The sequence below is a fragment of the Duganella sp. CF402 genome, from assembly GCF_900109645.1.
Taxonomy (GTDB): Bacteria; Pseudomonadota; Gammaproteobacteria; order Burkholderiales; family Burkholderiaceae_D; genus Rugamonas.
On record NZ_FOBG01000001.1, the window covers coordinates 3,251,001 to 3,273,915 of the forward strand.

20 protein-coding genes and 1 tRNA gene are annotated in these 22,915 nt (G+C 62.1%); 5 read left to right on the forward strand and 16 right to left on the reverse strand.

What is annotated here, in order from left to right; genetic code table 11:
* Positions 1–20: 20 nt before the first annotated feature.
* Both BMZ70_RS14555 and BMZ70_RS14560 read right to left on the reverse strand, forming a co-directional pair.
* On the reverse strand, positions 21–1,724 hold the full coding sequence (locus tag BMZ70_RS14555; protein WP_092275500.1) for a methyl-accepting chemotaxis protein: 1,704 nt from the start codon (positions 1,722–1,724) through the stop codon (positions 21–23).
* Between the two features lie 205 nt (positions 1,725–1,929).
* Positions 1,930–4,182 (reverse strand): TonB-dependent receptor, encoded by a 2,253-nt coding sequence (locus BMZ70_RS14560; protein ID WP_092275503.1) that lies wholly within the window; start codon positions 4,180–4,182, stop codon positions 1,930–1,932.
* A gap of 119 nt (positions 4,183–4,301) precedes the next feature.
* Here BMZ70_RS14560 and BMZ70_RS14565 point away from each other — a divergent pair, with 119 nt between their 5' ends.
* Positions 4,302–4,619 carry a hypothetical protein gene (locus BMZ70_RS14565; RefSeq protein WP_092275506.1) on the forward strand — a complete coding sequence of 106 codons (318 nt, stop codon included), beginning with the start codon at positions 4,302–4,304 and terminating at the stop codon, positions 4,617–4,619.
* A gap of 8 nt (positions 4,620–4,627) precedes the next feature.
* On the opposite strand, the gene BMZ70_RS14570 is transcribed toward BMZ70_RS14565, so the two are convergent.
* Together BMZ70_RS14570 and BMZ70_RS14575 are read right to left on the reverse strand one after the other, a co-directional pair.
* Positions 4,628–6,481, reverse strand: coding sequence for a putative bifunctional diguanylate cyclase/phosphodiesterase (locus BMZ70_RS14570; protein WP_229205412.1), 1,854 nt, complete (start codon positions 6,479–6,481; stop codon positions 4,628–4,630).
* Positions 6,482–7,014: 533 nt separating this feature from the next.
* The gene (locus BMZ70_RS14575) at positions 7,015–7,620 is read right to left on the reverse strand and encodes a LysE/ArgO family amino acid transporter (RefSeq protein ID WP_092275509.1); all 606 of its coding nucleotides are present in this window, start codon (positions 7,618–7,620) and stop codon (positions 7,015–7,017) included.
* 87 nt (positions 7,621–7,707) lie between these two features.
* On the opposite strand from BMZ70_RS14575, the gene BMZ70_RS14580 reads away from it, so the two are divergent.
* Complete coding sequence (locus tag BMZ70_RS14580; protein ID WP_092275512.1) at positions 7,708–8,598, forward strand: LysR family transcriptional regulator ArgP; 891 nt, start codon at positions 7,708–7,710, stop codon at positions 8,596–8,598.
* Here BMZ70_RS14580 and BMZ70_RS14585 read toward each other — a convergent pair.
* Genes BMZ70_RS14585 through BMZ70_RS14595 form a run of 3 tightly spaced genes read right to left on the reverse strand, consistent with a single transcriptional unit; the run spans position 8,567 to position 10,701 of the window.
* Positions 8,567–9,223: a lysoplasmalogenase gene (locus BMZ70_RS14585; RefSeq protein ID WP_092275515.1), complete on the reverse strand. Its 657-nt coding sequence runs from the start codon at positions 9,221–9,223 to the stop codon at positions 8,567–8,569. The two genes, BMZ70_RS14580 and BMZ70_RS14585, sit on opposite strands and share 32 nt — an antisense overlap.
* Entirely contained in the window at positions 9,220–10,314 is a 1,095-nt protein-coding gene (locus tag BMZ70_RS14590) for a class I SAM-dependent methyltransferase (protein ID WP_092275518.1), read from the reverse strand. The genes BMZ70_RS14585 and BMZ70_RS14590 overlap by 4 nt, the downstream gene beginning before the upstream one ends.
* Before the next feature lie 21 nt (positions 10,315–10,335).
* A complete protein-coding gene (locus BMZ70_RS14595) occupies positions 10,336–10,701 on the reverse strand; it encodes a DUF5710 domain-containing protein (protein ID WP_092275521.1) in 366 nt (121 codons plus the stop codon).
* 48 nt (positions 10,702–10,749) lie between these two features.
* On the opposite strand from BMZ70_RS14595, the gene BMZ70_RS14600 reads away from it, so the two are divergent.
* Positions 10,750–11,382, forward strand: coding sequence for a hypothetical protein (locus BMZ70_RS14600; protein WP_092275524.1), 633 nt, complete (start codon positions 10,750–10,752; stop codon positions 11,380–11,382).
* Here the strand turns inward: BMZ70_RS14600 and BMZ70_RS14605 are convergent.
* From BMZ70_RS14605 to BMZ70_RS14615, 3 genes are all read right to left on the reverse strand, one after another.
* On the reverse strand, positions 11,379–12,485 hold the full coding sequence (locus BMZ70_RS14605) for a Gfo/Idh/MocA family protein (protein WP_092275527.1): 1,107 nt from the start codon (positions 12,483–12,485) through the stop codon (positions 11,379–11,381). The two genes, BMZ70_RS14600 and BMZ70_RS14605, sit on opposite strands and share 4 nt — an antisense overlap.
* 88 nt (positions 12,486–12,573) lie before the next feature.
* Positions 12,574–13,320: an anti-sigma factor family protein gene (locus BMZ70_RS14610; RefSeq protein ID WP_092275530.1), complete on the reverse strand. Its 747-nt coding sequence runs from the start codon at positions 13,318–13,320 to the stop codon at positions 12,574–12,576.
* Entirely contained in the window at positions 13,320–13,805 is a 486-nt protein-coding gene (locus BMZ70_RS14615) for an RNA polymerase sigma factor (RefSeq protein WP_092275533.1), read from the reverse strand. Before BMZ70_RS14615 ends, BMZ70_RS14610 begins: the two co-directional genes overlap by 1 nt.
* An 89-nt stretch (positions 13,806–13,894) precedes the next feature.
* Here BMZ70_RS14615 and BMZ70_RS14620 point away from each other — a divergent pair, with 89 nt between their 5' ends.
* Together BMZ70_RS14620 and BMZ70_RS14625 are read left to right on the forward strand one after the other, a co-directional pair.
* Positions 13,895–15,172 carry a S8 family serine peptidase gene (locus tag BMZ70_RS14620; RefSeq protein ID WP_229205413.1) on the forward strand — a complete coding sequence of 426 codons (1,278 nt, stop codon included), beginning with the start codon at positions 13,895–13,897 and terminating at the stop codon, positions 15,170–15,172.
* Positions 15,173–15,272: 100 nt separating this feature from the next.
* Positions 15,273–15,947: a hypothetical protein gene (locus BMZ70_RS14625; RefSeq protein WP_092275536.1), complete on the forward strand. Its 675-nt coding sequence runs from the start codon at positions 15,273–15,275 to the stop codon at positions 15,945–15,947.
* 61 nt (positions 15,948–16,008) lie between these two features.
* Here BMZ70_RS14625 and BMZ70_RS14630 read toward each other — a convergent pair.
* From BMZ70_RS14630 to BMZ70_RS14655, 6 genes are all read right to left on the reverse strand, one after another.
* Positions 16,009–16,087: transfer RNA gene (locus tag BMZ70_RS14630), tRNA-Ile, on the reverse strand.
* 44 nt (positions 16,088–16,131) lie between these two features.
* A complete protein-coding gene (gene rpoD / locus BMZ70_RS14635) occupies positions 16,132–18,375 on the reverse strand; it encodes an RNA polymerase sigma factor RpoD (RefSeq protein WP_092275539.1) in 2,244 nt (747 codons plus the stop codon).
* Positions 18,376–18,807: 432 nt separating this feature from the next.
* Positions 18,808–20,604, reverse strand: coding sequence for a DNA primase (dnaG, locus tag BMZ70_RS14640; protein ID WP_092275542.1), 1,797 nt, complete (start codon positions 20,602–20,604; stop codon positions 18,808–18,810).
* Between the two features lie 87 nt (positions 20,605–20,691).
* Positions 20,692–21,144 carry a GatB/YqeY domain-containing protein gene (locus tag BMZ70_RS14645; RefSeq protein WP_092275545.1) on the reverse strand — a complete coding sequence of 151 codons (453 nt, stop codon included), beginning with the start codon at positions 21,142–21,144 and terminating at the stop codon, positions 20,692–20,694.
* A gap of 129 nt (positions 21,145–21,273) precedes the next feature.
* Positions 21,274–21,486 carry a 30S ribosomal protein S21 gene (rpsU, locus tag BMZ70_RS14650; protein ID WP_008451879.1) on the reverse strand — a complete coding sequence of 71 codons (213 nt, stop codon included), beginning with the start codon at positions 21,484–21,486 and terminating at the stop codon, positions 21,274–21,276.
* A gap of 139 nt (positions 21,487–21,625) precedes the next feature.
* Entirely contained in the window at positions 21,626–22,831 is a 1,206-nt protein-coding gene (locus BMZ70_RS14655) for a BaiN/RdsA family NAD(P)/FAD-dependent oxidoreductase (RefSeq protein ID WP_092275547.1), read from the reverse strand.
* Positions 22,832–22,915: the final 84 nt, after the last annotated feature.

The following is a 22,915-nucleotide window of genomic DNA, read 5'->3' on the forward strand; positions in this document are numbered from 1 at the left end:
CGGCGAAGGCCGGAATGACGCTAGAAGGCTTCCCACTCGTCGCCGCCGACGGTTTCTTTCACCGGTTTCTTCAAGGCTGGCCGCGCTGCGGCCGGCGCTTTCACGCTGGCCACCACGGCCTTCGGCACCGATGGCTTGCGTGGCGCGGCTGGACGCGGTGCAGATGCTTGCGCTGACGCCAGCAGCTTGAATACACTCACCACCTGGCTCAGTTGCGCGGCCTGATCCTGCATCGACTCGGCCGCCGCAGCCGCCTCTTCCACCAGCGCCGCATTCTGTTGCGTCACCTGGTCCATCTGCACAATCGCGGTATTGACCTGCTCAATCCCTGCGCTCTGCTCCACGCTGGCCGACGTAATCTCGCTCATGATGTCGGTCACCCGCGTGATGCTGGTGACTATCTCGTTCATAGTCTCGCCAGCCTGATTGACCAGCACCGATCCATTCTCCACCTTCTCCACCGAATCGCTGATCAACAGCTTGATATCCTTGGCCGCCGCCGCCGAGCGATGCGCCAGGTTGCGCACCTCGCTGGCCACCACCGCAAAGCCCCGGCCCTGCTCGCCGGCACGCGCAGCTTCCACCGCCGCATTCAGCGCCAGGATATTGGTCTGGAACGCAATCCCGTCGATCACCGAAATAATGTCCACAATCTTGCGCGACGATTCATTGATCGACGCCATCGTGCCCACCACCTGCCCCACCACATCACCGCCCTTGAGCGCGATGCCGGACGCCGATTGCGCCAGCTGGTTGGCTTGCCGCGCATTGTCGGCATTCTGCTTGACGGTGCTGGTCAACTCCTCCATTGAGGACGCGGTCTCTTCCAGCGAGCTGGCCTGCTGCTCGGTGCGTGAAGACAAATCCTGATTACCGCTGGCGATCTCCGAGGAAGCCGTGGCGATGGTATCCGTGCCATGCCGCACCTGGCTCACCAGATTCTGCAGGTTGCCGGTCATGTCCTTGAGCGCCTGCATCAGCTGCCCGGTTTCGCAGGCGCTTTTCACATCAATCGACAGCGTCAGATCGCCGTCCGCCACATTGCGCGCCAGGGACACCGCCTCCTGCAACGGCGCCGCCACAATCTTCGCCACCCACATCGCCAGCACCATGCCGATGCCAATATTGATCGCCAACAGCACGATCGACGTCATGCGCGCACTGCTGTAAATCTCCGACGCCGCATCGCTGGCGGCATCGCCGCCGTCCACATTGAGTTTGACCAGCTTGTTCACCGCCTCGTTGATGACACCCAGCGCCTTGGCCGAGGTGCCGCTGGCCACGTCGCGCGCTTCGACTTTCTTGTTGGCGCGCGACAGCTCGATCATCTTGGCGTGATCCACCATGAAAGCCTGAAAGCCTTTGTCAAAATCGGCGGCAACGACTTTCTCTTCCGGGCTGGAAATCAGTTTTTCGTAGGTGTCGCGGGTCTTTTTGAGGATGATCAGCGTATCGTCCATACGCTTTTCGTAGTCGGCCATCTGGGCCGCGTCCTCGTTGAGCAAATGCGCCAGTTCCCAGCGCCGCATGTCGCCCACGGTGGCGCGCAATTCCAGCACCGCGCGCACGCTCGGCATCCAGTTCTCAGCCAGGTCGGTGGAGGCTTGGTTGACCCGGTTCATCGACATCATGTTGCTGACGCCCAGTACCAGGGTCAACAGCAACACGGCGCCGAAAGACACGATCAGTTTGGTGGCTATTTTCAGATCGTAAAACCATTTCATGGCTCATCTCCTGATAGCTGCAGCTGGTCGTCCAGTATGCAACTATCAGGAGCGCCATGCCAGCGCCACGCTGTTGCTGTGTTGTCCGAGCAACAGCGCACTTCCGTCATTCGGCGAAGGCGGACGGTCCGCCGCTGCGGTCCATGCTGAGTATGTTCCTGGCCAGCGTTCTATGGACCCCGGCCTTCGCCGGGGCGACGGCAACTTACAGCTTGCCGTTCAGCGTGATAAACACCTGGCGCGGGGCGCCGGTCAGCAGGGTTTGCGCGGTGCCGTTCGGGTCGCTGGCCTGGAAGCCGTTGGTGCCGATCGAGCTGATGTACTGCTTGTCGAACAGGTTGGTGACGTTGACTTGCAGCGACAAATCTTTCACGAAGCCCAGCGATTTCAGCTTGTAGCCCGCCGACAGGTTGGCCAGCCAGAACGATGGCACGCCGCCGTCATTCAGGTAGGTGTAGTAGCGCTTGCCGGTGTACTTGCCGCCGGCGCGCGCGAACCATGCACCGCCTTCATACGACAGCTCGGTGTTGAACAGCTGGCGCGGCGCGTCGACCACGGTCTTGCCGCTGACCGCCACCAGCGTGGTGCCGTCCATGTAGTTCGACTTGCACTTGGAATCGTTGAAGGTGGCCGAGTTGAACCAGCTGATTTCGCGGTTGAACTTCCACACTGCAATCGCCTCCACGCCCTTGGTGTCGACCTTGCCGACGTTGACCAGGGTCGACGGGCAACCGAGGATGCCGGCGCAGGTGGCCACGCTCAGCTGGCGGTCGTCGAAGCGCGCGCTGTACACGGCCAGCGAGCCTTGCAGGCTGTCGCGCTTGAAGCGGTAGCCGAGGTCGACGTTGACCGAGGTTTCCGGTTTCAGGTTGGCGATGCCGGCGTTGTAGGCCGCCTGCGTCTGCGAGAACGGGCCGGTCACGCCCGGCTGGTGCGCGCGCATGTTTTTCGAGGCCGAGCCAAACACTTCATCGTCGCTGCTGACGGCGTAGTTGAAGCCCGCTTGCGGCAGGAAGTTTTTCTTGGCGCTCAGGCTGCCGGCGGCGCGGCTGCCGACCAGGTTGCGCGCCTGGATGTCCACTTCCAGCGACTTGAAGCCGGCGTTCAGTTTCAGCTTGCCATCCATCAGCGACAGCGCATCCTGCAGGTAGTACTGCGAGGTGGTGGTGATGAAGTTCTGCTTCCAGTCGGTGGCGAACGGCTTGGACAGGTAGTACATGGTGTCGGCCGGGCCGGTCACGCCGTAGTAGTTGCGGCTGGCCGTGTGGTTGTTACGCTCGCCCCACAGGCCGGCGCTGATGGTGTGGTCGCCGATGTCCCAGGTGACATCGCTGGTGACGCCGTCGCGGCCGATGCTGTACTCGGTGGTGCGCAGCGAGATCGGGTTGCTGGCGTCGGTCTTCACGTACGGCGTGTACCAGTGGCCCTGGCCTTCGTTGTCGTGGTGGTAGATGGTGGTTTTCAGGTCCACGTTCGGGGTCAGGCGCAGGTCCAGCGTCAGGCCGCCGATGGTGTCCTTGCGCAGGCCGCCGGCCGAGTAGTAAGCATCGTCCAGGCTGTTGACGCCGCCGGTGAAGATGCCCTTGGCGGCATTGACGGCACGCTGCCAGTCAGGCTGGTAGTTGTCCCAGTCGTAGCCCAGGCGGCGCACCATTTCCAGCGACACGTCCTGATAGTCGACTTCGCGGCGGTCGGAGTAGTTGACGAAGCCGGTCAGGCTGTTGTCGCCGAAGTTGAAGACAAAGCGCGAGTTCAGCTGGTCCTGGTTCTGGTCGCCTTCGCCCTTGGTTTTTTCGGTGCGCTGGCGGGTGCCGCTGATGTAGGCCTTGAACACGCCGTTGATCAGGCCGGTATCGACGCGGGCAAAAGTGCGCGAGGTCGAATCGCTGCCGAAGGTTTGCGCGAAAGTCAGGCCGCGCTCGTTGGCCGGGGCCAGCGTGAAGAATTGCACCGTGCCGCCGAGGTTGCTCGACGAAGCAGTACCCAGCGCGCCCGCGCCTTGCGACACCGACACGCTGCCGATGTTTTCCGACGAGATGGCGCGGCTGATGTGCAGGCCGTTGTTGTTACCGTAGGTCATATCGCCAAGCGGGATGCCGTCCAGCGTGAAGCCCAGCTGGTTCTGGTTGAAGCCGCGAATGCTGAAGCGGGTCGACCACTCGTACGCGCCGAACGGATCGGCCGACTGGAAGTTCACGCCCGGCAGTTTTTCCAGCACCTTCAGCGGGCTGGTGCCCGGCAGCGATTCGGCCAGGTCGGCCTTGTTGATGTTTTGCACCTGGCGCGACTGGCCGCGACCGGTAATCTCGATCGATTGCACAGGACCGGCCATCGCGCCGATGGCGGCGCTGTCGTCTGCTGCCGTAGCAGCAGCGGCCGGATCGGCGGCGTAGGCGTGGCAGGCCAGTGCTTGCAGGATCAGCAGGCACAAAGGTTTGAGGAGTGGACGCTGTGGCATGGCAGTTGTTCTTTCTTGCTGGGTTAGTGGAAAATCAACTCGCAAGATTGTAGGAACAACATGTGACGATGCGATGACGCCGCCGTGACATCTTGATGACACTGCAGTAAGATGCCAGCATGATGCGATCAATTTCACTGATATTGGCCGCAGCGCTGGCCCTGCCGGCGCTGGCGATCGACCGCCCCTTCCCCGCCAATATCTTGCGCGGGAAATTCACGCCCGGCTATTTCCCCGATATCACGCTGGATGGCAAAGCGCGCCAGTTGTCGCCCGCTGCGCGCATTTTCAACGAAGATAACCGCATCGAGATGCCGGCCGCCGTGCGCGGCAAGGATCTGGTGGTGAACTACACCGTGGACAGCATGGGCCATATCGACCGCATCTGGATCCTCACCGCCGAAGAAGCGGCGCAGAAAGTGCCCTCGGCTAAATAGCCAGGTAACTAAATCGCGAAGTCGCTGTAGGGCGCCGGCGCGATACTGGCCCGCGCGCCGGCAAAGCGCAGCAATTCGTCCGGCGCGACTGGCCGGGCGATGTGGTAGCCCTGCAGGTAATGGCAGCCCATCTTCTCAAGAATCGCCGCCTGCCCCGCCGTCTCCACCCCTTCCGCCACCAGTTGCAACCCGAGGCTGTGGCCCATCGCGATGATGGCGTGCACCAGACTGTTGCTGCGCTCGCTGTGCTCGATGTCCATCACGAAGGCGCGGTCGATCTTCAGCGTGTTGAGATGGAACTGGGTCAGGTAGCTGAGCGAGGAATAGCCGGTACCGAAGTCGTCCAGCGAAATGCCCACGCCAAGCGCACGCAGCTGGGCCAGCACGGCTTGTACATTGGCCGCGTCCTCGATCAGCACGCGCTCGGTCAGTTCCAGCTCCAGCTGGTGCGGCGACAGCTGATTGCGGATCAGCGCCTGCGACACCAGCGTGACGAAATCCGGCGCCGCCAGCTGCCAGGCCGAGACATTGATGCTGATGGTGGCATCGTCCAGCGCACTCTGCTTCCACTCGCCCATCTGGCGGCACGCCTGTTCCAGCACCCAGGTGCCGAGCGCGATAATCATGCCGCTGTCTTCCGCTACCGGGATGAAGCGGTCCGGCGGCACCGGGCCCAGCAGCGAACTATTCCAGCGCAGCAGCGCTTCGACCTTGGTCAACTTGCCGGTGTGGGAGTTGGTAATGGCCTGATAAACCAGATGAAACTCGCCGGCCTCGATAGCGCCGCGCAGGGCGCCGTCGATCACCAGGCCATCCTTGGCGGCGGCATTCATGGCGTCGTTGAACACGCGCTGCTCGCCACGGCCGGCTTTCTTGGCCTCGTACATGGCGATGTCGGCGTTGCGAACGAGGCTTTCGCTATCGCTGCCGTGCAATGGATAGTAGGCGATGCCGACGCTGGCCGTGACGCTGATGGCGTGATACGACAGCTCGAAGCCCCGGCCCATCGAGGCGATGATGGCGCTGGCGCAATCCGCCGCCATCTGCGCGGCGGTTCCGGGCGACAGGTCGGGAATGACCACGATGAACTCGTCGCCGCCGAAACGCGCCAGCACGTCGTCCGGACGCAGCAGTCCGTGCAGGCGGCTGGCGGCGGTACGCAGCAGTTCGTCGCCGGCGGCATGGCCGAAGGAATCATTCACGCGTTTGAATTTGTCCAGGTCAATGAACAGGATGGCGCATTCGCGACCGTCTTTGTCGGCCCGGACCAACTCCTGCTCCAGCCGGGCCGTCAGCGCGTGACGGTTGTAGAAACCGGTAACCGGGTCGATGCGGGCGGCCTGGTACAGCAAATCGTCTTTCTTTTTGCGCTCGGTGATATCCAGTAACTGGACCAGCGCGAACAACTGGCCGCGCTCGAAGTAAGGCGAACCCAGCATCTCAACCGGCAGACTGTTGCCATTACACAATTTCACCACAGCGGTATCGGACAACGGGAACTGCGTGCCTACGGCTTCGAAGCGGCGGAAATAATGGTCGGCCATGTCGCGCGTCAGGTTCGGCAACAAATCGCAGACATGCAGGCCGATGAGCTCTTGAGCATTATTAAAGCCGAGCAATTTTGCACAACGTTCATTAGCGATCTGCACAAATCCGCGCCGGTCGCGGATCAGGAAACCGTGGCTGAGGCTGTCGATGGTGCGACCATAACGTTGCTGGATTTCGTCCAGAACGGCGTAGGCCAGGCCCAGCATCGACAATACTTTCAGGAAGCTAGTGACGTTGAACCAGATGATGAACCAGTCCGGACTAAAATTGGCAGCGCTTAATAAATTAAATCCTCCGCGCAGAATCAACGTCACGCCAAGTACACGGTAATGATTTTGCACGCTGACCAGCTTCCAGCCGGCCCAAACCATCACCAGGCCTAACGCGCTGACACTGCCTGGAATTAACCAGGCATTATTCCAACTCCACAGAATATAGAATATCCCGCTGCCGAATAAAATACCCGGCGCCAGCCAGCGAATTTGATAGGCGCGTAATTGACCAATAAAGAACCGGGTGCCGGCCCAATAACCTGCCATGCCAATGGCGAGCGATAAAGCGCAGAAATAAACGCGCCAAGGCAGAGTGAATAAATCGGCGCCAACCAGCCATAACGCACTGCCGCAAATAACCGAAAATTGTGCTACGCCCCAGCAAAGCGCGTGCTTTTCCTTGCGCTGCATTAGCCAAAGGAAAATGAGTATGGCACTCAACATGGCGTCGGCGGAAAACTCCACCACCATCGGTATGAAATAGCCTGGATCTGCGTTCATGGCTCCATTGTACGGCGGATCCCGGCTTTTCATGCTAAAAATTGGCACGTACTTGCCACTTTTTAGCTTGTGCGCTACAGAAACAGCGAGATTGCAAGCGTCCACATGACCACAGCGATAATCGCGTCGAGGATTTGCCAGGCGCGCGGGCGGGAGAATACCGGCGTCAAATAACGTGCGCCAAGACCGAGGCTGCTAAACCATATCGCCGATGCCAACATTGCGCCCAAGGCAAAATACAGACGGCCATTTCCGGCTTGCTGCCCGCCGATCGAACCTAATAACACCACGGTATCCAGATAAACATGGGGATTTAATAAACTGAATGCCAGCATGGCGGCGATCACGGCACGGCGATCCGGCGCGGCATTATTCTCCCCGGCCACCATCGCCGACGGATTAAATGCCGAACGCGCTGCGCGCAAGCCGTACCAGAATAAGAAGCCGGCGCCGGCGATTTTAATCCAGAATAACAACGATGGAGCTTCAGTGATTAACTGGCCCATGCCGGCTACACCGGCGGCAATTAAAACCACGTCGCACAAAATACAAATCGCAATACAAGTGAGCACGAACTCGCGCTTCAATGCCTGCCGCAGCAAATACGCATTTTGTGAACCAATGGCAACTATCAAACTGCCGCCGAGGCCGATGCCTTTCAAAAAAGCGCTGACTTCCATGACCTTCTCCGTGCGAAAAAACGCCAGATTACGGCCTGCGCATAGATAAGTATAATTAATCTTATTTGCCAAATATTAGGTGCGCTAATGAGTCGCGTGGACTACCGGGGACTGGCGGCGCTCGACGCCGTGATCGATTATGGCAGTTTTGACAAAGCCGCCGCCGCGCTGGCGATCACTCAATCGGCGGTGTCGCAGCGCATCCGCATGCTGGAAAACAGCGCCGGCGAGTTGCTCATCGTGCGCAGCCAACCGCCCTCCCCGACCGAAGCCGGGCAGCGTTTGATCGCCCATTACCGGCAGGTGCGGCTACTGGAATCGGCGCTGGACAAGCGTCCCGGCGACGCCGAATCACGGCCGGAAATCGCCATCGCGGTCAACGCCGACAGCGCCGCGACCTGGCTGCAGGAAGCCGTCACCCCGTTAATGGCGAACGGCGACTGCATGCTGCAGATCCGCCTCGACGACCAGGACCACACGCTAAGCATGCTGCGCGAAGGCCGGGTTTTCGGCTGCGTGACCAGCGAAACCGCCCAGGTGGCCGGCACCACCGTCACGCCGCTGGGCAAGATGCGCTATTTTTGCGTGGCCAGCCCGGCGTTTGCCGCGCGCTGGTTCCCCGACGGCGTCACCGCGCAAGCCGTCCAGCACGCCCCGGCCATGAATTTCGACCGCAAGGACATGCTGCAAACCCGCTTCATCGCCCAGCGTACCGGCTACACCGGGCGCTACCCGCACCATGCTTTGTCCAGTTCAGACGGCTATGTGCGTTTTATCGAGGCGGGATTGGGCTATGGCATGTTGCCGATCCAGCAATGCGAGCGGCAATTACGCGATGGCACGCTGATCGACCTCGCGCCGGGCGACTGGCTGGACGTGCCGCTGGTCTGGCATATGTGGGATATCCAGACCCCGTTCACGCGCGCATTGTCCGACAACTTGATCGCTACTGCGCGTAAGTGGCTGATTTCGACCTGACCGACAGTGCAATCAGATACAGCGCCGCGTAATAGGTGCCCAGCACCAGCAGCGCCGAGGCCGGCACCGGGGCGTGGAATTTGTTATAGGCCAGCGTGGTGTCGGAAATCAGAAATGCGATGCCGCCGCCGGCCGCCAGCTTGCCGTCCGCCGTGCCGAGGCTGAGGCCGCGCGACACGGCTTGCGCCGTCATCGCCACCAGGCACAGCATGTAAGCCACGACCGGGATCTGCAAGCCCTTGCCCACGCCCGGCCACAGCACCACCAGATTGGCCAGGCTTAGCGCCAGCAGCAGGATCAGCGGCAAACGTTTGCCGAACAGGGGCGCATCGCGCGTGAACGCACGCAAAAAGAACAAATGCGCGATCAGGAAACTGGCCAGGCCCAGCTCGAAGCCCAGCGTCATCGGCAACATCAGGAACACATCGCCAAACAGCGACAGCAGCAACGCCGCCAGAATGGCCTTGCGGTATAGCGGCTGGCCGTCGCCTGTGGCGCGCCATACCATGCCCCACACCAGTATGGTGGTCAGCGGCTTGAACAGGTAGTGCAGCCAGATCGCCTCGCCGCCCAGCGCCGAACCCGTTATCGCCAGCAGCGCCGACGCCAGAATTGCCCAACTCATGTACCGCCTCCTGTCATTGCCGCCAAATCTTCCCGCACGCGGGCCTCCCACGCGTCCGCGTCCGGCTGGTGCAGATAACGTGCTTCCGACGCCGGCTCCGTCATCGGCGGACCGACGCGCTGGTAAATCATCACGCTGGTCCAAGACAGGGTGCCCGGCGCATGCGATTGCAGCAGCCGGAACGCCGGGTGCTTGATCGGATAAGTGGTGGTGCTGACCAGCGCGCCCTCCGGCAACTCGCGCGCCAGCTTGTCGCTGATAGCGTCCATCAGCGGCCCGAAACAGGTGCTGTACAGGAACACCAGACTGGCGCCGCGCACATCGACCTTGAACATATCGTTTTCCAGGAACAGGATGCGCGAGCCGAGTTCCAGCAGGTGGCTGCCAGTCGCCATCACGCCGGACGGCAGGCGCAGCGGGGTTTCCAGCTTCAATTGCTCGGGCAAGGCGGCCAGTCCCTGACGGGCCAGCGTCAACAGGCGCACCAGCCGCTCCTGCGCCAGCCGATGGCGGTAGTTCAGCAATTCCACGCCAATGCAGCGCACGAACGGCAGGGTCAGCGCGGCCGTCATCACCACCTTGCCGAGGCCGCTGCCGAGGTCGACCATGACGCCGCCGGGCGGCAGGAACGGTTTGACGGCATCGAAGTAGTTGTCCAGCTCGAAGCGCTGCATTTCGCCGTAGATCAGACCGCCCTCCTGGATCAGCCAGTCGCGGATCTCGGCGTCGCCGATCTCGTCCAGCTGGCGGAAGCCGGGCAGCGGCGCCAGCTTGGGCAGCATGCCCATCGGCATGATACTGGCGGGCAGGTTGCCGATCATCACGCTCAGGTGCGGACGCAGGCGCTGCAGCAGGTAATCGTGGCGCGCCGGTTTTTCCAGGCAGGCGCGCAGCGCGAAGCCGATTTCAAGGAAAGGCAGGAAAGGTGAATCCGGCGTCAGGTCCAGCGTGGGGCGGGCGTGCGATTCGCCGCCCTGCACACTCTGCAACAGCGCCTCGAAAATATCGGCCGGCTGACGGAAGCGCTGCACCGCCACGGTCGGGCGATCCTCGGTGCGAAAGATGGGGGGCTGCAGGGTAGAGCTATCCATCTGCACGAGGATAAAGGAAGCCTATGCGGGCCGCAATGGCTTTAGCATCTTTGCAACATCGTCGTAATGCGCCTGCCAGCCGGAACTGGCCAGCTTGGGCGCACACACCGGGCAGGCGGCGAACGGATCGCAGTCGTGCTCCAGCTCGAGATAGTAGCGGCCGATGACCGGTTTGCCGGCGTAGGAATCCGTCATCACCGGGCGCGACTTGAGCGAGGGCTTGGCCACGGCTGGCACGAAATCGGCGCCGCCCGGCGGCAGCCAGCGCTCGAACGCTTCGACCGGCTTGCCATCCGGCACATACCACGACTTGCGCTCACTGTTCCAGCGCGCGCCGAGCGCCTTGGCTTCTTCTTTTTCCGCGAACGGCACTTTTAAAAACATCATCTTGGATCACTCCTTGCTGCGAGAGTGCCATTATCGGACAATATCGCCATGCCTACCATAGAACCACTGACCCTCACGCTGGCCGAACTGGCCGAGCGCTGGAACATGAGCCCGCAGCAAGTGCTGGAATCCCCGCACGCGCTGCCCATGTATTTTTACTTTGACGGACTGGTGTTCGACTTCAACGACAAATGGCACCGCGCCAACGGCGACGCCAGCGTGCTGCAAGCGCTGGAGCAGCACAAGACACGCCTGTCGACGCTGGAAATCGACCTGCAGCGACAGACCATGCACAAGCGCGGCCTGCTCAAGCTGACCCAATGGGAAGAAGCGCTGAGCGATGAAGAACTGCAAAGCCAGCAGACGGAAGCGGACCGGCTGACGGAAGAAATCCCGCAACTGACCGAGCAGCTCAAGCAGCGCCGCGAGGAACGCCAGCGCCGCGTGCGCAACGGCCTGCTGCGCGCAGCGCCGCGCACTGTGGCCGAAATCGCCAAGCGCGGCCAGGTGCGCTTCCCGCAATTCGCCTACATGCCGCATCCGGCTGAAGGCGAGCACGGCATCGCCGCCGGCGCCGTGGTGGCGCTGGAAGATGGCTTCCCGCTGAAGGAATTCCTCGGCGTGGCGGACCTGGTGGCGTCGATGGCCGATGTGCGCCTGGCCGAGGACAGCGCGACTTAAACCAGCGCGATACGTTTCTGCTCGCGCGCCGAGCGATACACCGCCTCGATGATGCGGATATCGCGCAAGCCCTCTTCGCCCGCCACGATCGGCTCCTTGTTGTTGATGATGCACAGCGACAGGTGGTCGAGCTGGCCGGCCCACTGGGTGGCGCCCGGTCCCGGCGGCGGCGTCACCGGATTGCTGCGGTCCTGGCCGACCCATAGCTTGTTGCCGTCGTAGCGCGTGCCCGGCTCCATATCGATGCGGCCCTTGTCGCCCACCAGCAGCACGTGGTTCTGGTTGGCGCTGTACATCGACATGCAGGAGCCGATTACGCCGGACGGGAATTCCAGCTGGAACTCGATCATGTCTTCCACTTCGCGGAAGCGCGGGTCGTTGCGGTCGGTGGTTTCCTTGGCGTAGACCGCGATCGGCTCCTCGCCCGTCATGTAACGTGCTGCGTTCAGCGCGTAAATGCCGATATCCATCAGCGAACCGCCGCCGGACAGGGCTTTCTTCAGACGCCAGGCATTCGGGTTGCCGGCCGTGAAGCCATGCTCAGAGCGGAAATAGCGCAGCTTGCCGATCGCGCCGGAACGCGCCAGGCGCACCGCTTCCAGGTTGTAGGCTTCAAAGTGGCAGCGGTAGCCGATCATCAGCTTCTTGCCGGCCTTTTTGCAGGCGGCAATCATGGCTTCGCACTCGGCCGACGACACCGCCATCGGCTTCTCGCACATCACGTGCTTGCCGGCGGCGGCGGCGCGGATGGTGTACTCGGCGTGCATCGACACCGGCAGGCAGACGTAGACGATATCGATGTCCGGATTGTCCTTGATGCTGTCGAAATTCTGGTAATTGTAGATGCTGCGCTCCGGCACGCCGTACTCGGCGGCCACGCGCTTGGCTTTGACCGGATCGCCGCTGACCAGCGCCACCAACTTGCTGTGCTGGCAATTCTTAAACTGCGGAATGATCACGCCCAGGCCATACACGCCCAGCCCGACAATCGCATAGCCCAGCTTGCGCCCCGGCGTGGCGGCCCTCGCCGGCAAGCCCACCGCCGCCATTGTGATAGCGCTACCAGTGGCAATTGCCAGATCCCGTCGATTTTTATTGATCATTCCTGTCTCCTTTGGTTTGTCATGCTAATACCGGCAATTTTAATGTATCTGCAAACAAAAAACCGCGACGCGCAATCAGAATGATGAATCAATGCGCAGGCTTGGCCTGCCAGTCACGCCGCAAGGCGTCCTGCTCGCCTTGTGCATCGAGCGCCTGGCCGGCGATCCGGGCATCGATCGCGTCGAGCACCGCTGGCGGCATGGCGCTGCCGGCCTGCCGGTATTCGCCTGTGGTGGCACTCGCCGCCTCGGCGATCACCGGCACCTGCCAGGCATTGCCGTTGCGGCAGGCCAGGCCGGCCGTGTCGTTCATGATGAAGCTGCGGCACAACGAACCATCCTTGGCGGCAAAGCTGACGCCGATGCGCACCGCGCCTTCGCTGGCTGCCGGTTGCTGCGACAGCGCCGTCGCCAGCGCCCCCTGGGCCACCAGCTTGCCACCTGCGCCTTGCGCCACCGTCAAGGCCGCATCGCCACCGGCACCGTCTGCCATGCTGCCAACCAGGACGCCGACCGCCAGCGTGGCCGCGATCGCGCCCCACTCCGGCCACGACCAGCGGCGCGGCGGCGCCGCAACCCGCTCCGTGCGCGCGGCGCGCGCCGCATTCAAATCGGCTACCTTGCCCGGCAAAGCCGCCGCCGTCAGCGCCGGCGGCACCGGTTCATCGAGGACGGGGGCGAACGCCGCAAACACATCCGAGCGCAAGGCCTGATGCTCTGCCACACGTTCGGCCAGCGCCGGATCGGCATCGACGGCGCGTTCGATCTCGGCGCGCTCGGCGTCGTCCAGCTCGCCGTCGGCGTAGGCCATCAGGGTTTCATCGGAAAATTTCATCACACCTTCCTTGCTTGATCGGATAACAGTTCCTGCAGCGCCGTACGGGCCCGCACCAGGCGGCTGGTCAACGTGCCGATGGGAATCTCCAGCACTCCGGCAGCCTCCTTGTAAGGCAAGCCGTCGACCAGCACCAGCGCCACCACCATGCGATGCTCGTCCGACAGGCGGCTGACCGCCTGCTGGATCGCCATGCGCTGCTGGTGTGCCTCGGCGAAATCATCGCCCACATGCTCACCCGCTTCCTCCGGCGCGAACACCGCGTCGCGCCGCATGCGCGAACGCACCTCGTCTATCCACGCATTCTTCATGATGCGGAACAGCCAGCTGTCCAGCCGTGTGCCCGGCTGCCATTGCTCGCTACGTTCCAGGCCCCGCTCCACTGCGATCTGCACCAGGTCGTCCGCATCCTCACGGTTGTACGTGATGGTGCGGGCGAAGCGGCGCAGGCGCGGCAGCAAGGCGGCTATCTCTTGTTGGATCATGGTTATCCAGTAAACGACACAGCGAGGGATTTTAATCCCTGTCCCAAACGTTTATTCGTCATACAGTCTCTTGCTTATACTATCTCATCATGCCGATACGATCGTTACTTGTTGCCACCATCTGCCTGCTGGGCACCGCCGACGCCAGCGCCCAGCTGCGCCTGCCAAATCTGCCGCTACCGCAACTGCCGCTCAATACGCCGCTGCTGCGCGATACCGGCCGGCTGCTGGACCGCACCGACGTTGGCAACCTGGTCACCTCGCGTCTGGAACAGGTCGCCGGTCTGCTACGCCAGCACCGCGATCTGCTGGAAGCCGATCCACGCGGCGAAGCTGTGGTGCGGCATGAAATACTGGCGTGGTCGCCCAGCGAGGCGGGTCTGGCCGCCGCCCGTGCCGCCGGGCTGGTCATCGTCGACGCGCAAGCGGGAGCCTCCACCGTGGTAATGCGCGTACCCGGCCAGCTGGATACCGCCGCCATGCTGGCACGCTTGCGCGAGCTGGATCCAGATGGCGTCTACGACTTCAACCATATCTATACGGGCAGCGCTGCGCAGCCGGCGGAGCAGCCAGCCGGTGGCGCGCAGGCCTTGCCGCACGCGGCCAACGCCCTCAAGGTCGGGCTGGTCGACAGCGGCATCGCGCGCGAACATGAAGTTTTTGAACGTGCCCGCATCCTGCCGTGGGGCTGCGACGGCAAGGATCATCCCAGCGCCCACGGCACGGCGGTGGCCGCGTTGATGGTCGGGCGCTCCGATCGTTTTCGCGGCGTGGCGCCGCAAGCAGCCTTGTATGCGGCGGACATTTATTGCGACAGCGCGACCGGCGGTTCGGCCTCACGCATCGCGGCGGCGCTGGACTGGCTGGCGCGGGAACAGGTGGCGGTAATCAATCTGAGCCTGGTGGGACCGCCCAACCAGATCCTCGAGCGGGTGGTGGCCGGCATGATCAAGCGCGGGCACCTGCTGGTCGCGGCGGTCGGCAACGATGGCCCGGCGGCGGCGCCGCTGTATCCGGCCAGCTATCCGGGCGTGGTGGGCGTCAGCGGTGTCGACAAGCGCGGCCAGCCGCTGCCGGAAGCGGCGCGCGGGCCGCAAGTGATGTTTGCGGCGCCGGGCAATCAAATGGTCAGTGCCGCCATCGGCAGCCAGCCATACCGCACCGTGCGCGGCACCTCGTTCGCGTCGCCTATCGTGGCGGCATTGCTGGCCGATGGCTTGCGCCAGCCCTCGCCTGCCGGCGCCGCGCAGGCGCTGGCCACAGCAATGAAAAGCGCAGCCGGCAACGCGTCCGGCGTGCCAAATCCCGAGGTCGGCTATGGCGTGCTGGGTGCGGCGCATCGCGTCGATCCGTCGGCCTTCCGATAATTTTTAAAAAATTTTCAGGGCCGTGGATTAAACCGTTGAGCCCAGGCGTTTTCCTTGTAAGCGCTGCAGATGGTCTGCGGCGGACATTGAGGAGAACATCATGAAAAACGTCACCATCGCCAAACAATTGCTGATCGCCCTGTCCATCGGTGTAGCCTGCTCGGCCCACGCCCAATTGCTGGGGCGCGGCGGCCCGGTTGGCGGCATGATCGGCGGCGCCGGCAACTTCGGCGGACAACTGAGCGGCATGGGCAACATCGGCGGCAACGGCGCACTGCTGGACCGCAGCCGCTCCGCCAGCAACCTGATCAACACCGACGAACTGCGCCCCAATCGCAACGCTGACAAGGCAAACAGCAACGCCCAGTCCGTCACGCCGACGCCGGCGCCTAAGCAAAATGGCCTGCTGAGCGGCGTCACGGGCAGTGGTAGCGGCAGCGGCAACGCCCAGGCCTCGGCCGGCGCTGATAGCGGCGATATCAGCCAGGTAGCAGGCAGCGCCCTGCAAGGCGCACGCAGCAGTGCGGCCCCGGTCCGCGATGGCGCCCAAGCCCAGGTGGATAACACCCGCAGCTATGCCCAGTCGAGCATGGCAAACGCATCCGGCGCCGCCAAGGGCAGCAAACAGGCTGCCACCAGCGGCGCGCGCAGCACCACAGAGGCGGCAACCGCGCTGCAGCCGGCGGTCAATGCCAGCGGTTCGGCATCGGGCAACGGTTCAGCCAATGGCGCCGCCAAGGGTACGGCGACCGGCAACAGCTCGCAGCCAATCTGAACAGCTCTCGGCCAAGCAACAAAAAAGGACTTAGGTTTTCACCTAAGTCCTTGATTTGTATTGGTAGGCCCTCGCGGAGTCGAACCGCGCACCAAAGGATTATGAGTCCTCTGCTCTAACCAAGCATGAGCTAAGGGCCCGAAGAACACGGGAGCATATAGGCTCCCCCTACCCCAGTCAAGCCTTAGTTGCCTTCGAGGAAACTCTTCAGCTTGTCGGAACGGCTCGGGTGACGCAGCTTGCGCAAGGCTTTGGCTTCGATCTGGCGGATGCGCTCGCGCGTCACGTCAAACTGCTTGCCCACCTCTTCCAGCGTATGGTCGGTTGACATTTCGATACCGAAACGCATGCGCAGCACTTTGGCTTCGCGCGGGGTCAATGAATCGAGCACGTCCTTGACCACGCCGCGCATCGAGGCGTGCAGGGCCGCGTCGGACGGCGCCAGGGTGTTGTTGTCCTCGATGAAGTCGCCCAGATGCGAATCGTCGTCGTCGCCGATTGGCGTCTCCATCGATATCGGCTCTTTGGCGATCTTCATGATCTTGCGGATCTTGTCCTCTGGCATTTCCATCTTGATGGCCAGCGTGGCTGGATCCGGCTCCGCGCCCGTCTCTTGCAGGATCTGGCGCGAGATGCGGTTCATCTTGTTGATGGTCTCGATCATGTGCACCGGAATCCGGATGGTGCGCGCCTGGTCGGCGATCGAGCGCGTGATGGCCTGACGGATCCACCACGTCGCATAGGTCGAGAATTTGTAGCCGCGACGGTATTCAAACTTGTCCACCGCCTTCATCAGGCCGATGTTGCCTTCCTGAATCAAGTCGAGGAACTGCAGGCCGCGATTGGTGTATTTCTTGGCGATCGAAATCACCAGGCGCAAGTTGGCCTCGGTCATTTCGCGCTTGGCCTTGCGCGCCTTCATTTCACCGGCCGCCATCTGGCGGTTGATGTTGCGCAGGTCCGGCAGCGGCAGCACCACGCGCGCTTGCAGGTCGATCAGACGCTGTTGCAGCTCTTTAATGGTCGGGATGTTGCGGCCCAGGATCGCGCTGTAGGCGTGACCGGCAGCCACTTCGCCATCCACCCAGTCCAGATTGGTTTCATTGCCCGGGAAGACTTTGATGAAGTGGGCGCGCGGCATGCCGCACTTGTTCACCGCTACGTCCAGGATTTGCTTCTCGATGTGGCGCACTTCGTCCACCTGGCCGCGCAGGGTGTCGCACAGCTTTTCGACCACCTTGGCGGTGAAGCGGATGCCCAGCAGCTCTGCCGAGATCGCTTCCTGCGCTTTCACGTAGGCTTTCGAGTTGTAGCCTTCCTTCTCAAAGGCGCGGCGCATTTTGTCGAATTGCAGGGAGATGACGTCGAATTTCTCCAGCGAGGCGTTTTTCATCGCCTCCAGCTGTTCGGCCGAGTAGCCGGCCGCAGCGCCGGATGGGCTGGCTTCTTCCTCTTCCTCTTCTTCCTCTTCTTCCTCGTCTTCTTCTTCCTCGTCGTCGTCGGACGAAGCGGCGGCCGGCGCCGGCGCGGCGTCTTCGTTCTCGTCGACCAGGCCGTCGACGATTTCATCGATCTTGATTTCGTCGGCGCGGATGCGGTCGGAGGCGGCAATGATTTCGGCAATCGTCACCGGGCAGGCGGAAATCGCCTGGATCATGTCTTTCAGGCCGTCTTCGATGCGCTTGGCAATTTCGATCTCGCCCTCGCGCGTCAGCAGTTCGACCGAACCCATTTCACGCATGTACATGCGGACCGGGTCGGTGGTACGGCCGAAATCGGAGTCGACGGTGGACAGCGCCGCTTCGGCAGCGGCCTCGGCTTCGTCATCGCTGGTAACGGTGGCAACATTGTCGGACAGCAGCAACGTTTCGGCATCGGGCGCGTGCTCGTAGACGGCAATGCCCATGTCGTTGAAGGTGCCGATGATGCCTTCGATCGCTTCCGGATCAACGATGTTGTCCGGCAAGTGGTCGTTGATTTCGGCATAGGTCAGGAAACCGCGTTCCTTGCCGAACTTGATCAGGGTCTTGAGTTTCTGGCGGCGACGCTCGAGTTCTTCCTCGGTCGCTTCCGTATCGGACGAGAAGGCGTCCTTGAGCAGGGCCTTTTCCTTGGCCTTGCGGTCCTTGGCCTTGGCCTTGTCGACCGCCTTGAGCTCGGCGCGTTCGACCGCGTTCAGCGCGGCGACTTCGTCGTTTTCAGGCTGGAATTCTTTCGGTTTGCGCCCGCGCCGGCCCGGCACTTTGACCGAAGGCAGCACATAACCCGAGGTGTCGATCGCGGCCAATGCAGCCGCATCCGTGGTCTGATTGACCGCTGGCGGTTGGCTGGCGACGCGCGTCTCCGGCTTGTCCGCCGTCTTCGCGGATTTTGCGCTTACTTTAGTCGGCTTTGCAGCCGCTTTGGATTCAGGTTTCTTGATTGGCACAGGCGCTTTCGATTACGGATAAAGTTTCGATCCCTCGGGGATCACTACGTCTTCGAACTTGCCGACTACACAAGTCCGACAATACTACGACTTACTTATACCTAGGTCAGGCCGACCAAGCCTACAGCGAATTCGAAAGAATTCTACTGCATCAGACACGTGCGTGGGGGCAAGAAACCGTGACTCGGTTAGGAAGCAAACAGACTCGTTGCTTAACCAAAGCTGGCCCTGGCCGCCGACACCCGTCCATCCGCGTCGATCAAGAGCCTAACTCACTGAAAACAAACACACTCTGAACAGAAAAACGATGCCAAAAATTACAACACTTAGCGTTTTATTATAGCACGTCACTTTTCAATTTCCAGAGGGAAGACCGGCGCCTCTCCCTCTGGAATAGTGACAGAAACATTACGTCACAAACCCGCGACAACTTTAGCGGTTCGGCAACTCCGTCTGCGCCTCGCGCAACAGCTGATCTTGCTGCGCCGTCAACTCACGGTAGCGCACACCGATCTCGTCCGAGGTCAGGCCCGAAGCGAACAACTGGCTCAACTCCTGCTTGAGCGCATCGGTCTTGACCTGGCGGATCGCCGCCCGCAGCACCAGCCGCTCGGTATCGCGCTCGGACTCCGGTTCCTTGACGATTTCGCTGATGATGCCGTCGTACTCGTCACCCTGCGACTTCAAATGCTGCGCAAATGCTGCGAAAGTGCCGCTTTCACCCAGCATCTGCGCCGAAGCGACCAGCTGCGCCAGACGCTCGGCGGCTTCGGCGCCGAAGAACTGGAACGCCGCCAGCGCAGACGCGTCGACTTCCAGCGCCAGCGCCGGGTGCGCCACCAGCAGGCGCACGATCTGCAATTCCAGCCCTTTCGGCTGCGGCCGGCCGCTTTTCGGCGGCGCGATCTTGGCCGGCGCGGTCGGCCTCGACAGCTCGAACAGGGACTCGATCTCGTAAGTCGAGGTCAGGCTCACCTGCGCCAGCGCGTGCACGATTTGCAGGCGCAGCGCGGTCGGCGTCATCGCCTGCAGCATCGGCTTGGCGTCGAACTGGGCGCGCGCCCGGCCTTCCGGGCTGCTCATATCGTGCTCGCCGACCGCTTCCTTGATCAGGAATTGCGACAGCGGCATGGCCTCGTGAATCTCTTGCTCGAACGCTTCCTTGCCGTAAGCGCGTACATAGCTGTCCGGATCGTGCTCGGTCGGCAAGAACAGGAACTTGATGGTCTTGTTGTCCGTCACATGCGGCAGGCAGGCTTCCAGCGCGCGCCGTGCAGCGCGGCGGCCGGCCTTGTCGCCGTCGAAACTGAAGATCACCGTGTCGGTCTGGCGCAACAGTTTTTGCACGTGATTGGTGGTGCAAGCCGTACCCAGCGTCGCCACCGCCTGCGGGAAGCCCATCTGCGCCAGCGCCACCACGTCCATATAGCCTTCCGTCACCAGCACATAACCCGCATCGCGGATGGCCTGGCGCGCCTCGAACAAGCCATACAGCTCGTGACCCTTTGAAAATAAAGGCGTTTCCGGGGAATTCAAGTATTTCGGCTCGCCGTGATCGAGTACCCGGCCGCCGAAGGCGATCACCTGCCCCTTGGTGTTTTTGATCGGGAACATGACGCGTTCGCGGAAGCGGTCGTAGCGTTTCTTGTTGCCGCCGTCCTCGTCCACCTTGTCGATCACCAGGCCGGACTCGGCCAGCACCACGGCATCGTAGTCGGGAAATACGGAACGCAGGTTGTCCCAGCCGGCCGGCGCGTAGCCCAGGCCGAAGCGGGCGGCGATTTCGCCGGTCAGGCCGCGGTTTTTCAGGTAGGCGATAGCGTTGGGCGCGCTGCGCAGTTGCAGCTTGAAGAAATCGCTGGCGCGCGTCATCGCGTCGGTCAGCGCCATCGTCTGGGCCTGCATCTGGGCGCGCTGCGCCGGCGGAATCTTGTCATCCTGCTCGGGCACCACCATGCCGACGTTTTGCGCCAGTTCTTTGACGGCATCGACAAAGCCCATGCCGGAATATTCGATCATGAAGCCGATCGAGGTGCCGTGCGCGCCGCAGCCGAAGCAGTGGTAGAACTGCTTGGTCGGGCTGACCGTGAAGCTGGGCGACTTTTCATTGTGGAACGGGCACAGGCCCATGAAGTTCGCGCCGCCTTTTTTCAGCTGCACATAACGTCCGACCACGTCGACGATATCGACGCGGTTCAGCAAATCGGCGATAAAAGATTGTGGGATCACTGGGCTGGACGGTCTTGTTATTAATCAGACTATACCGCCGCAGCCGATGCGTTTTGACGCACATCAAACTGCGGCGGCGGGACTTGCTTAGGCTGCTGGCGACAGCGCTTTTTTGACCAGCGCGGACACCACTGTCATGTCGGCGCGGCCGGCCAGTTTCGGCTTGACGATGCCCATCACCTTGCCCATGTCCTGCGGACCAGCGGCGCCCGAGGCGGCCACGGCGGCAGCCACTTCGGCGGCGATTTCCTCGTCCGACAGGCCGGCAGGCATGTAGGCTGCCAGCACCGCCAGTTCGGCTTTTTCAATGTCGGCCAGGTCGGCGCGGCCGCCGGCTTCGAACTGGGTGATCGAATCCTTGCGCTGCTTGATCATTTTTTCCACGATGGCCACGGTTTGCTCATCGCTGACTTCGATCTGCTCATCCACTTCCTTGCGCTTGATTTCAGCCAGGATCAGGCGGATGGTCGCCAGACGGCCTGCTTCCTTGGCGCGCATGGCGGTTTTCATGTCTTCGGTGATTTGTGCTTTCAAGCCCATGACGTTTCTTTCGGAAAATAGTGGAGTAAAAATGCGAAAACCCGCACGGGCTCGAAAGCCGGAGCGGGTATTCTCTTAGATGCCGCTAAACACAACCGGCGTGCGCCAGGTTGGCCTGCGTAAGCAATCTTAGAAGAGTTTTTTCGGCAGCTGTTGGCTGCGGATGCGCTTGTAGTGACGCTTAACAGCAGCAGCCAGCTTGCGCTTGCGCTCTGCGGTTGGCTTCTCGTAGAACTCGCGTGCGCGCAGTTCGGTCAGCAGGCCGGTTTTTTCGATGGTGCGCTTGAAGCGACGCATTGCGACTTCGAACGGCTCGTTTTCTTTAAGGCGAATAGTGGTCATGTAAATTCAAACCGTTGGAGGTTATAGGGAGACAGAGACTATAGCAGCTTTTTCCGGAAAATGGAAGCCCGTGGCCGCTGAACACAGCCTGTTATGCGGCTTTCCTAGGAAAAACAACAACGTGCAGGCCGCCAGTATATCAAACTGCCTGGCCCGCCGCCACACCTGAAGCCCAAGCCCACTGGAAGTTGTAGCCGCCCAGCCACCCGGTCACATCGACAGTTTCACCGATGAAATACAGGCCCGGGACCTTGTTTGCCATCATGGTTTGCTGCGACAGCTCGCGGGTGTCGATGCCGCCGCGTGTGACTTCGGCCTTGCGGTAGCCTTCGGAACCGTTGGGGATCAGGCTCCACTGGTTGATGGCGGCGCCCAGCTTGCGCAGTTGCGCATCCGGCATGTCGGCCAGGCGGACGTCCAGCGCGAAGCCGTGCGCCAGCAACAAGCCTTCGGCCAGGCGCGCCGGCAGCCATTGCGCCAGCACATTGCCCAACTGCTTCTTGATGGTGCCCTTGCCTTCGATCAGGGTTTGCGCCAGATCCAGCTCCGGCAGCAGGTTGATGATGATCGGCGTACCGGGCTGCCAGTACGAGGAAATTTGCAGGATCGCCGGACCGGACAGGCCGCGATGGGTGAACAGCAAGTCTTCGCGGAAGCGCGCGCCGGTCGGGTTGCGGCCTTTCAGCGAGCCGGTTTCCACATCCACTTCCAGCGCGATGCCGGACATTTCAACGAAGGGCGCCCACTGTTCGGCGTCGAAGGTCAGCGGCACCAGCGCCGGGCGCGGCTCGACCATGCGCAGGCCGAACTGGGCGGCAATGCGGTAGCCAAAGTCGGTGGCGCCGATTTTCGGGATCGACAGGCCGCCGGTGGCAATCACCACGCTGCTTGCTTCGATCGGGCCGCTGTCGGTTTCCAGCACGAAGCCTTCGTCGGCTTGCGCCAGCGATTCCACCTTGCACGGCATGCGCCAGTGGACGTCGCCGCCGGCGCACTCGTCTTTCAGCATCTCGATGATCTGTTCGGCGGAATCGTCGCAGAACAATTGGCCGCGATGTTTCTCGTGGTAGCCGATGCGGTGTTTCTTCACCAGCGCGACGAAGTCCTGCGGCGTGTAGCGCGACAAGGCGCTCTTGCAGAAGTGCGGGTTCTCCGACAGGAAGTTGGCCGGGCCGGCGTTGATGTTGGTGAAGTTGCAGCGGCCGCCGCCCGAGATGCGGATCTTCTCGGCCAGCTTGGCGGCGTGGTCGATCAGGACCACGCGCAGGCCGCGCTGGGCGGCCGTGGCCGCACACATCATCCCGGCCGCACCCGCGCCGATTACCGCTACATCAAACTTTGCCATGTCATTCCCGTCAGTTAGCTACCCGTCGTCCCGGCGCAGGCCGGGACCCATAGAACCTATGCACACGCATAATTGGGCCCCGGC

Excerpts from the sequence above, each read along its gene's own strand:
- BMZ70_RS14555 (WP_092275500.1), bottom strand. The coding sequence starts at position 1,724 with ATGAAATGGTTTTACGATCTGAAAATAGCCACCAAACTGATCGTGTCT.
- BMZ70_RS14560 (WP_092275503.1), bottom strand. The coding sequence starts at position 4,182 with ATGCCACAGCGTCCACTCCTCAAACCTTTGTGCCTGCTGATCCTGCAA.
- BMZ70_RS14565 (WP_092275506.1), top strand. The coding sequence starts at position 4,302 with ATGATGCGATCAATTTCACTGATATTGGCCGCAGCGCTGGCCCTGCCG.
- BMZ70_RS14575 (WP_092275509.1), bottom strand. The coding sequence starts at position 7,620 with ATGGAAGTCAGCGCTTTTTTGAAAGGCATCGGCCTCGGCGGCAGTTTG.
- BMZ70_RS14580 (WP_092275512.1), top strand. The coding sequence starts at position 7,708 with ATGAGTCGCGTGGACTACCGGGGACTGGCGGCGCTCGACGCCGTGATC.
- BMZ70_RS14585 (WP_092275515.1), bottom strand. The coding sequence starts at position 9,223 with ATGAGTTGGGCAATTCTGGCGTCGGCGCTGCTGGCGATAACGGGTTCG.
- BMZ70_RS14590 (WP_092275518.1), bottom strand. The coding sequence starts at position 10,314 with ATGGATAGCTCTACCCTGCAGCCCCCCATCTTTCGCACCGAGGATCGC.
- BMZ70_RS14595 (WP_092275521.1), bottom strand. The coding sequence starts at position 10,701 with ATGATGTTTTTAAAAGTGCCGTTCGCGGAAAAAGAAGAAGCCAAGGCG.
- BMZ70_RS14600 (WP_092275524.1), top strand. The coding sequence starts at position 10,750 with ATGCCTACCATAGAACCACTGACCCTCACGCTGGCCGAACTGGCCGAG.
- BMZ70_RS14605 (WP_092275527.1), bottom strand. The coding sequence starts at position 12,485 with ATGATCAATAAAAATCGACGGGATCTGGCAATTGCCACTGGTAGCGCT.
- BMZ70_RS14610 (WP_092275530.1), bottom strand. The coding sequence starts at position 13,320 with ATGAAATTTTCCGATGAAACCCTGATGGCCTACGCCGACGGCGAGCTG.
- BMZ70_RS14615 (WP_092275533.1), bottom strand. The coding sequence starts at position 13,805 with ATGATCCAACAAGAGATAGCCGCCTTGCTGCCGCGCCTGCGCCGCTTC.
- BMZ70_RS14620 (WP_229205413.1), top strand. The coding sequence starts at position 13,895 with ATGCCGATACGATCGTTACTTGTTGCCACCATCTGCCTGCTGGGCACC.
- BMZ70_RS14625 (WP_092275536.1), top strand. The coding sequence starts at position 15,273 with ATGAAAAACGTCACCATCGCCAAACAATTGCTGATCGCCCTGTCCATC.
- BMZ70_RS14645 (WP_092275545.1), bottom strand. The coding sequence starts at position 21,144 with ATGGGCTTGAAAGCACAAATCACCGAAGACATGAAAACCGCCATGCGC.
- rpsU (WP_008451879.1), bottom strand. The coding sequence starts at position 21,486 with ATGACCACTATTCGCCTTAAAGAAAACGAGCCGTTCGAAGTCGCAATG.
- BMZ70_RS14655 (WP_092275547.1), bottom strand. The coding sequence starts at position 22,831 with ATGGCAAAGTTTGATGTAGCGGTAATCGGCGCGGGTGCGGCCGGGATG.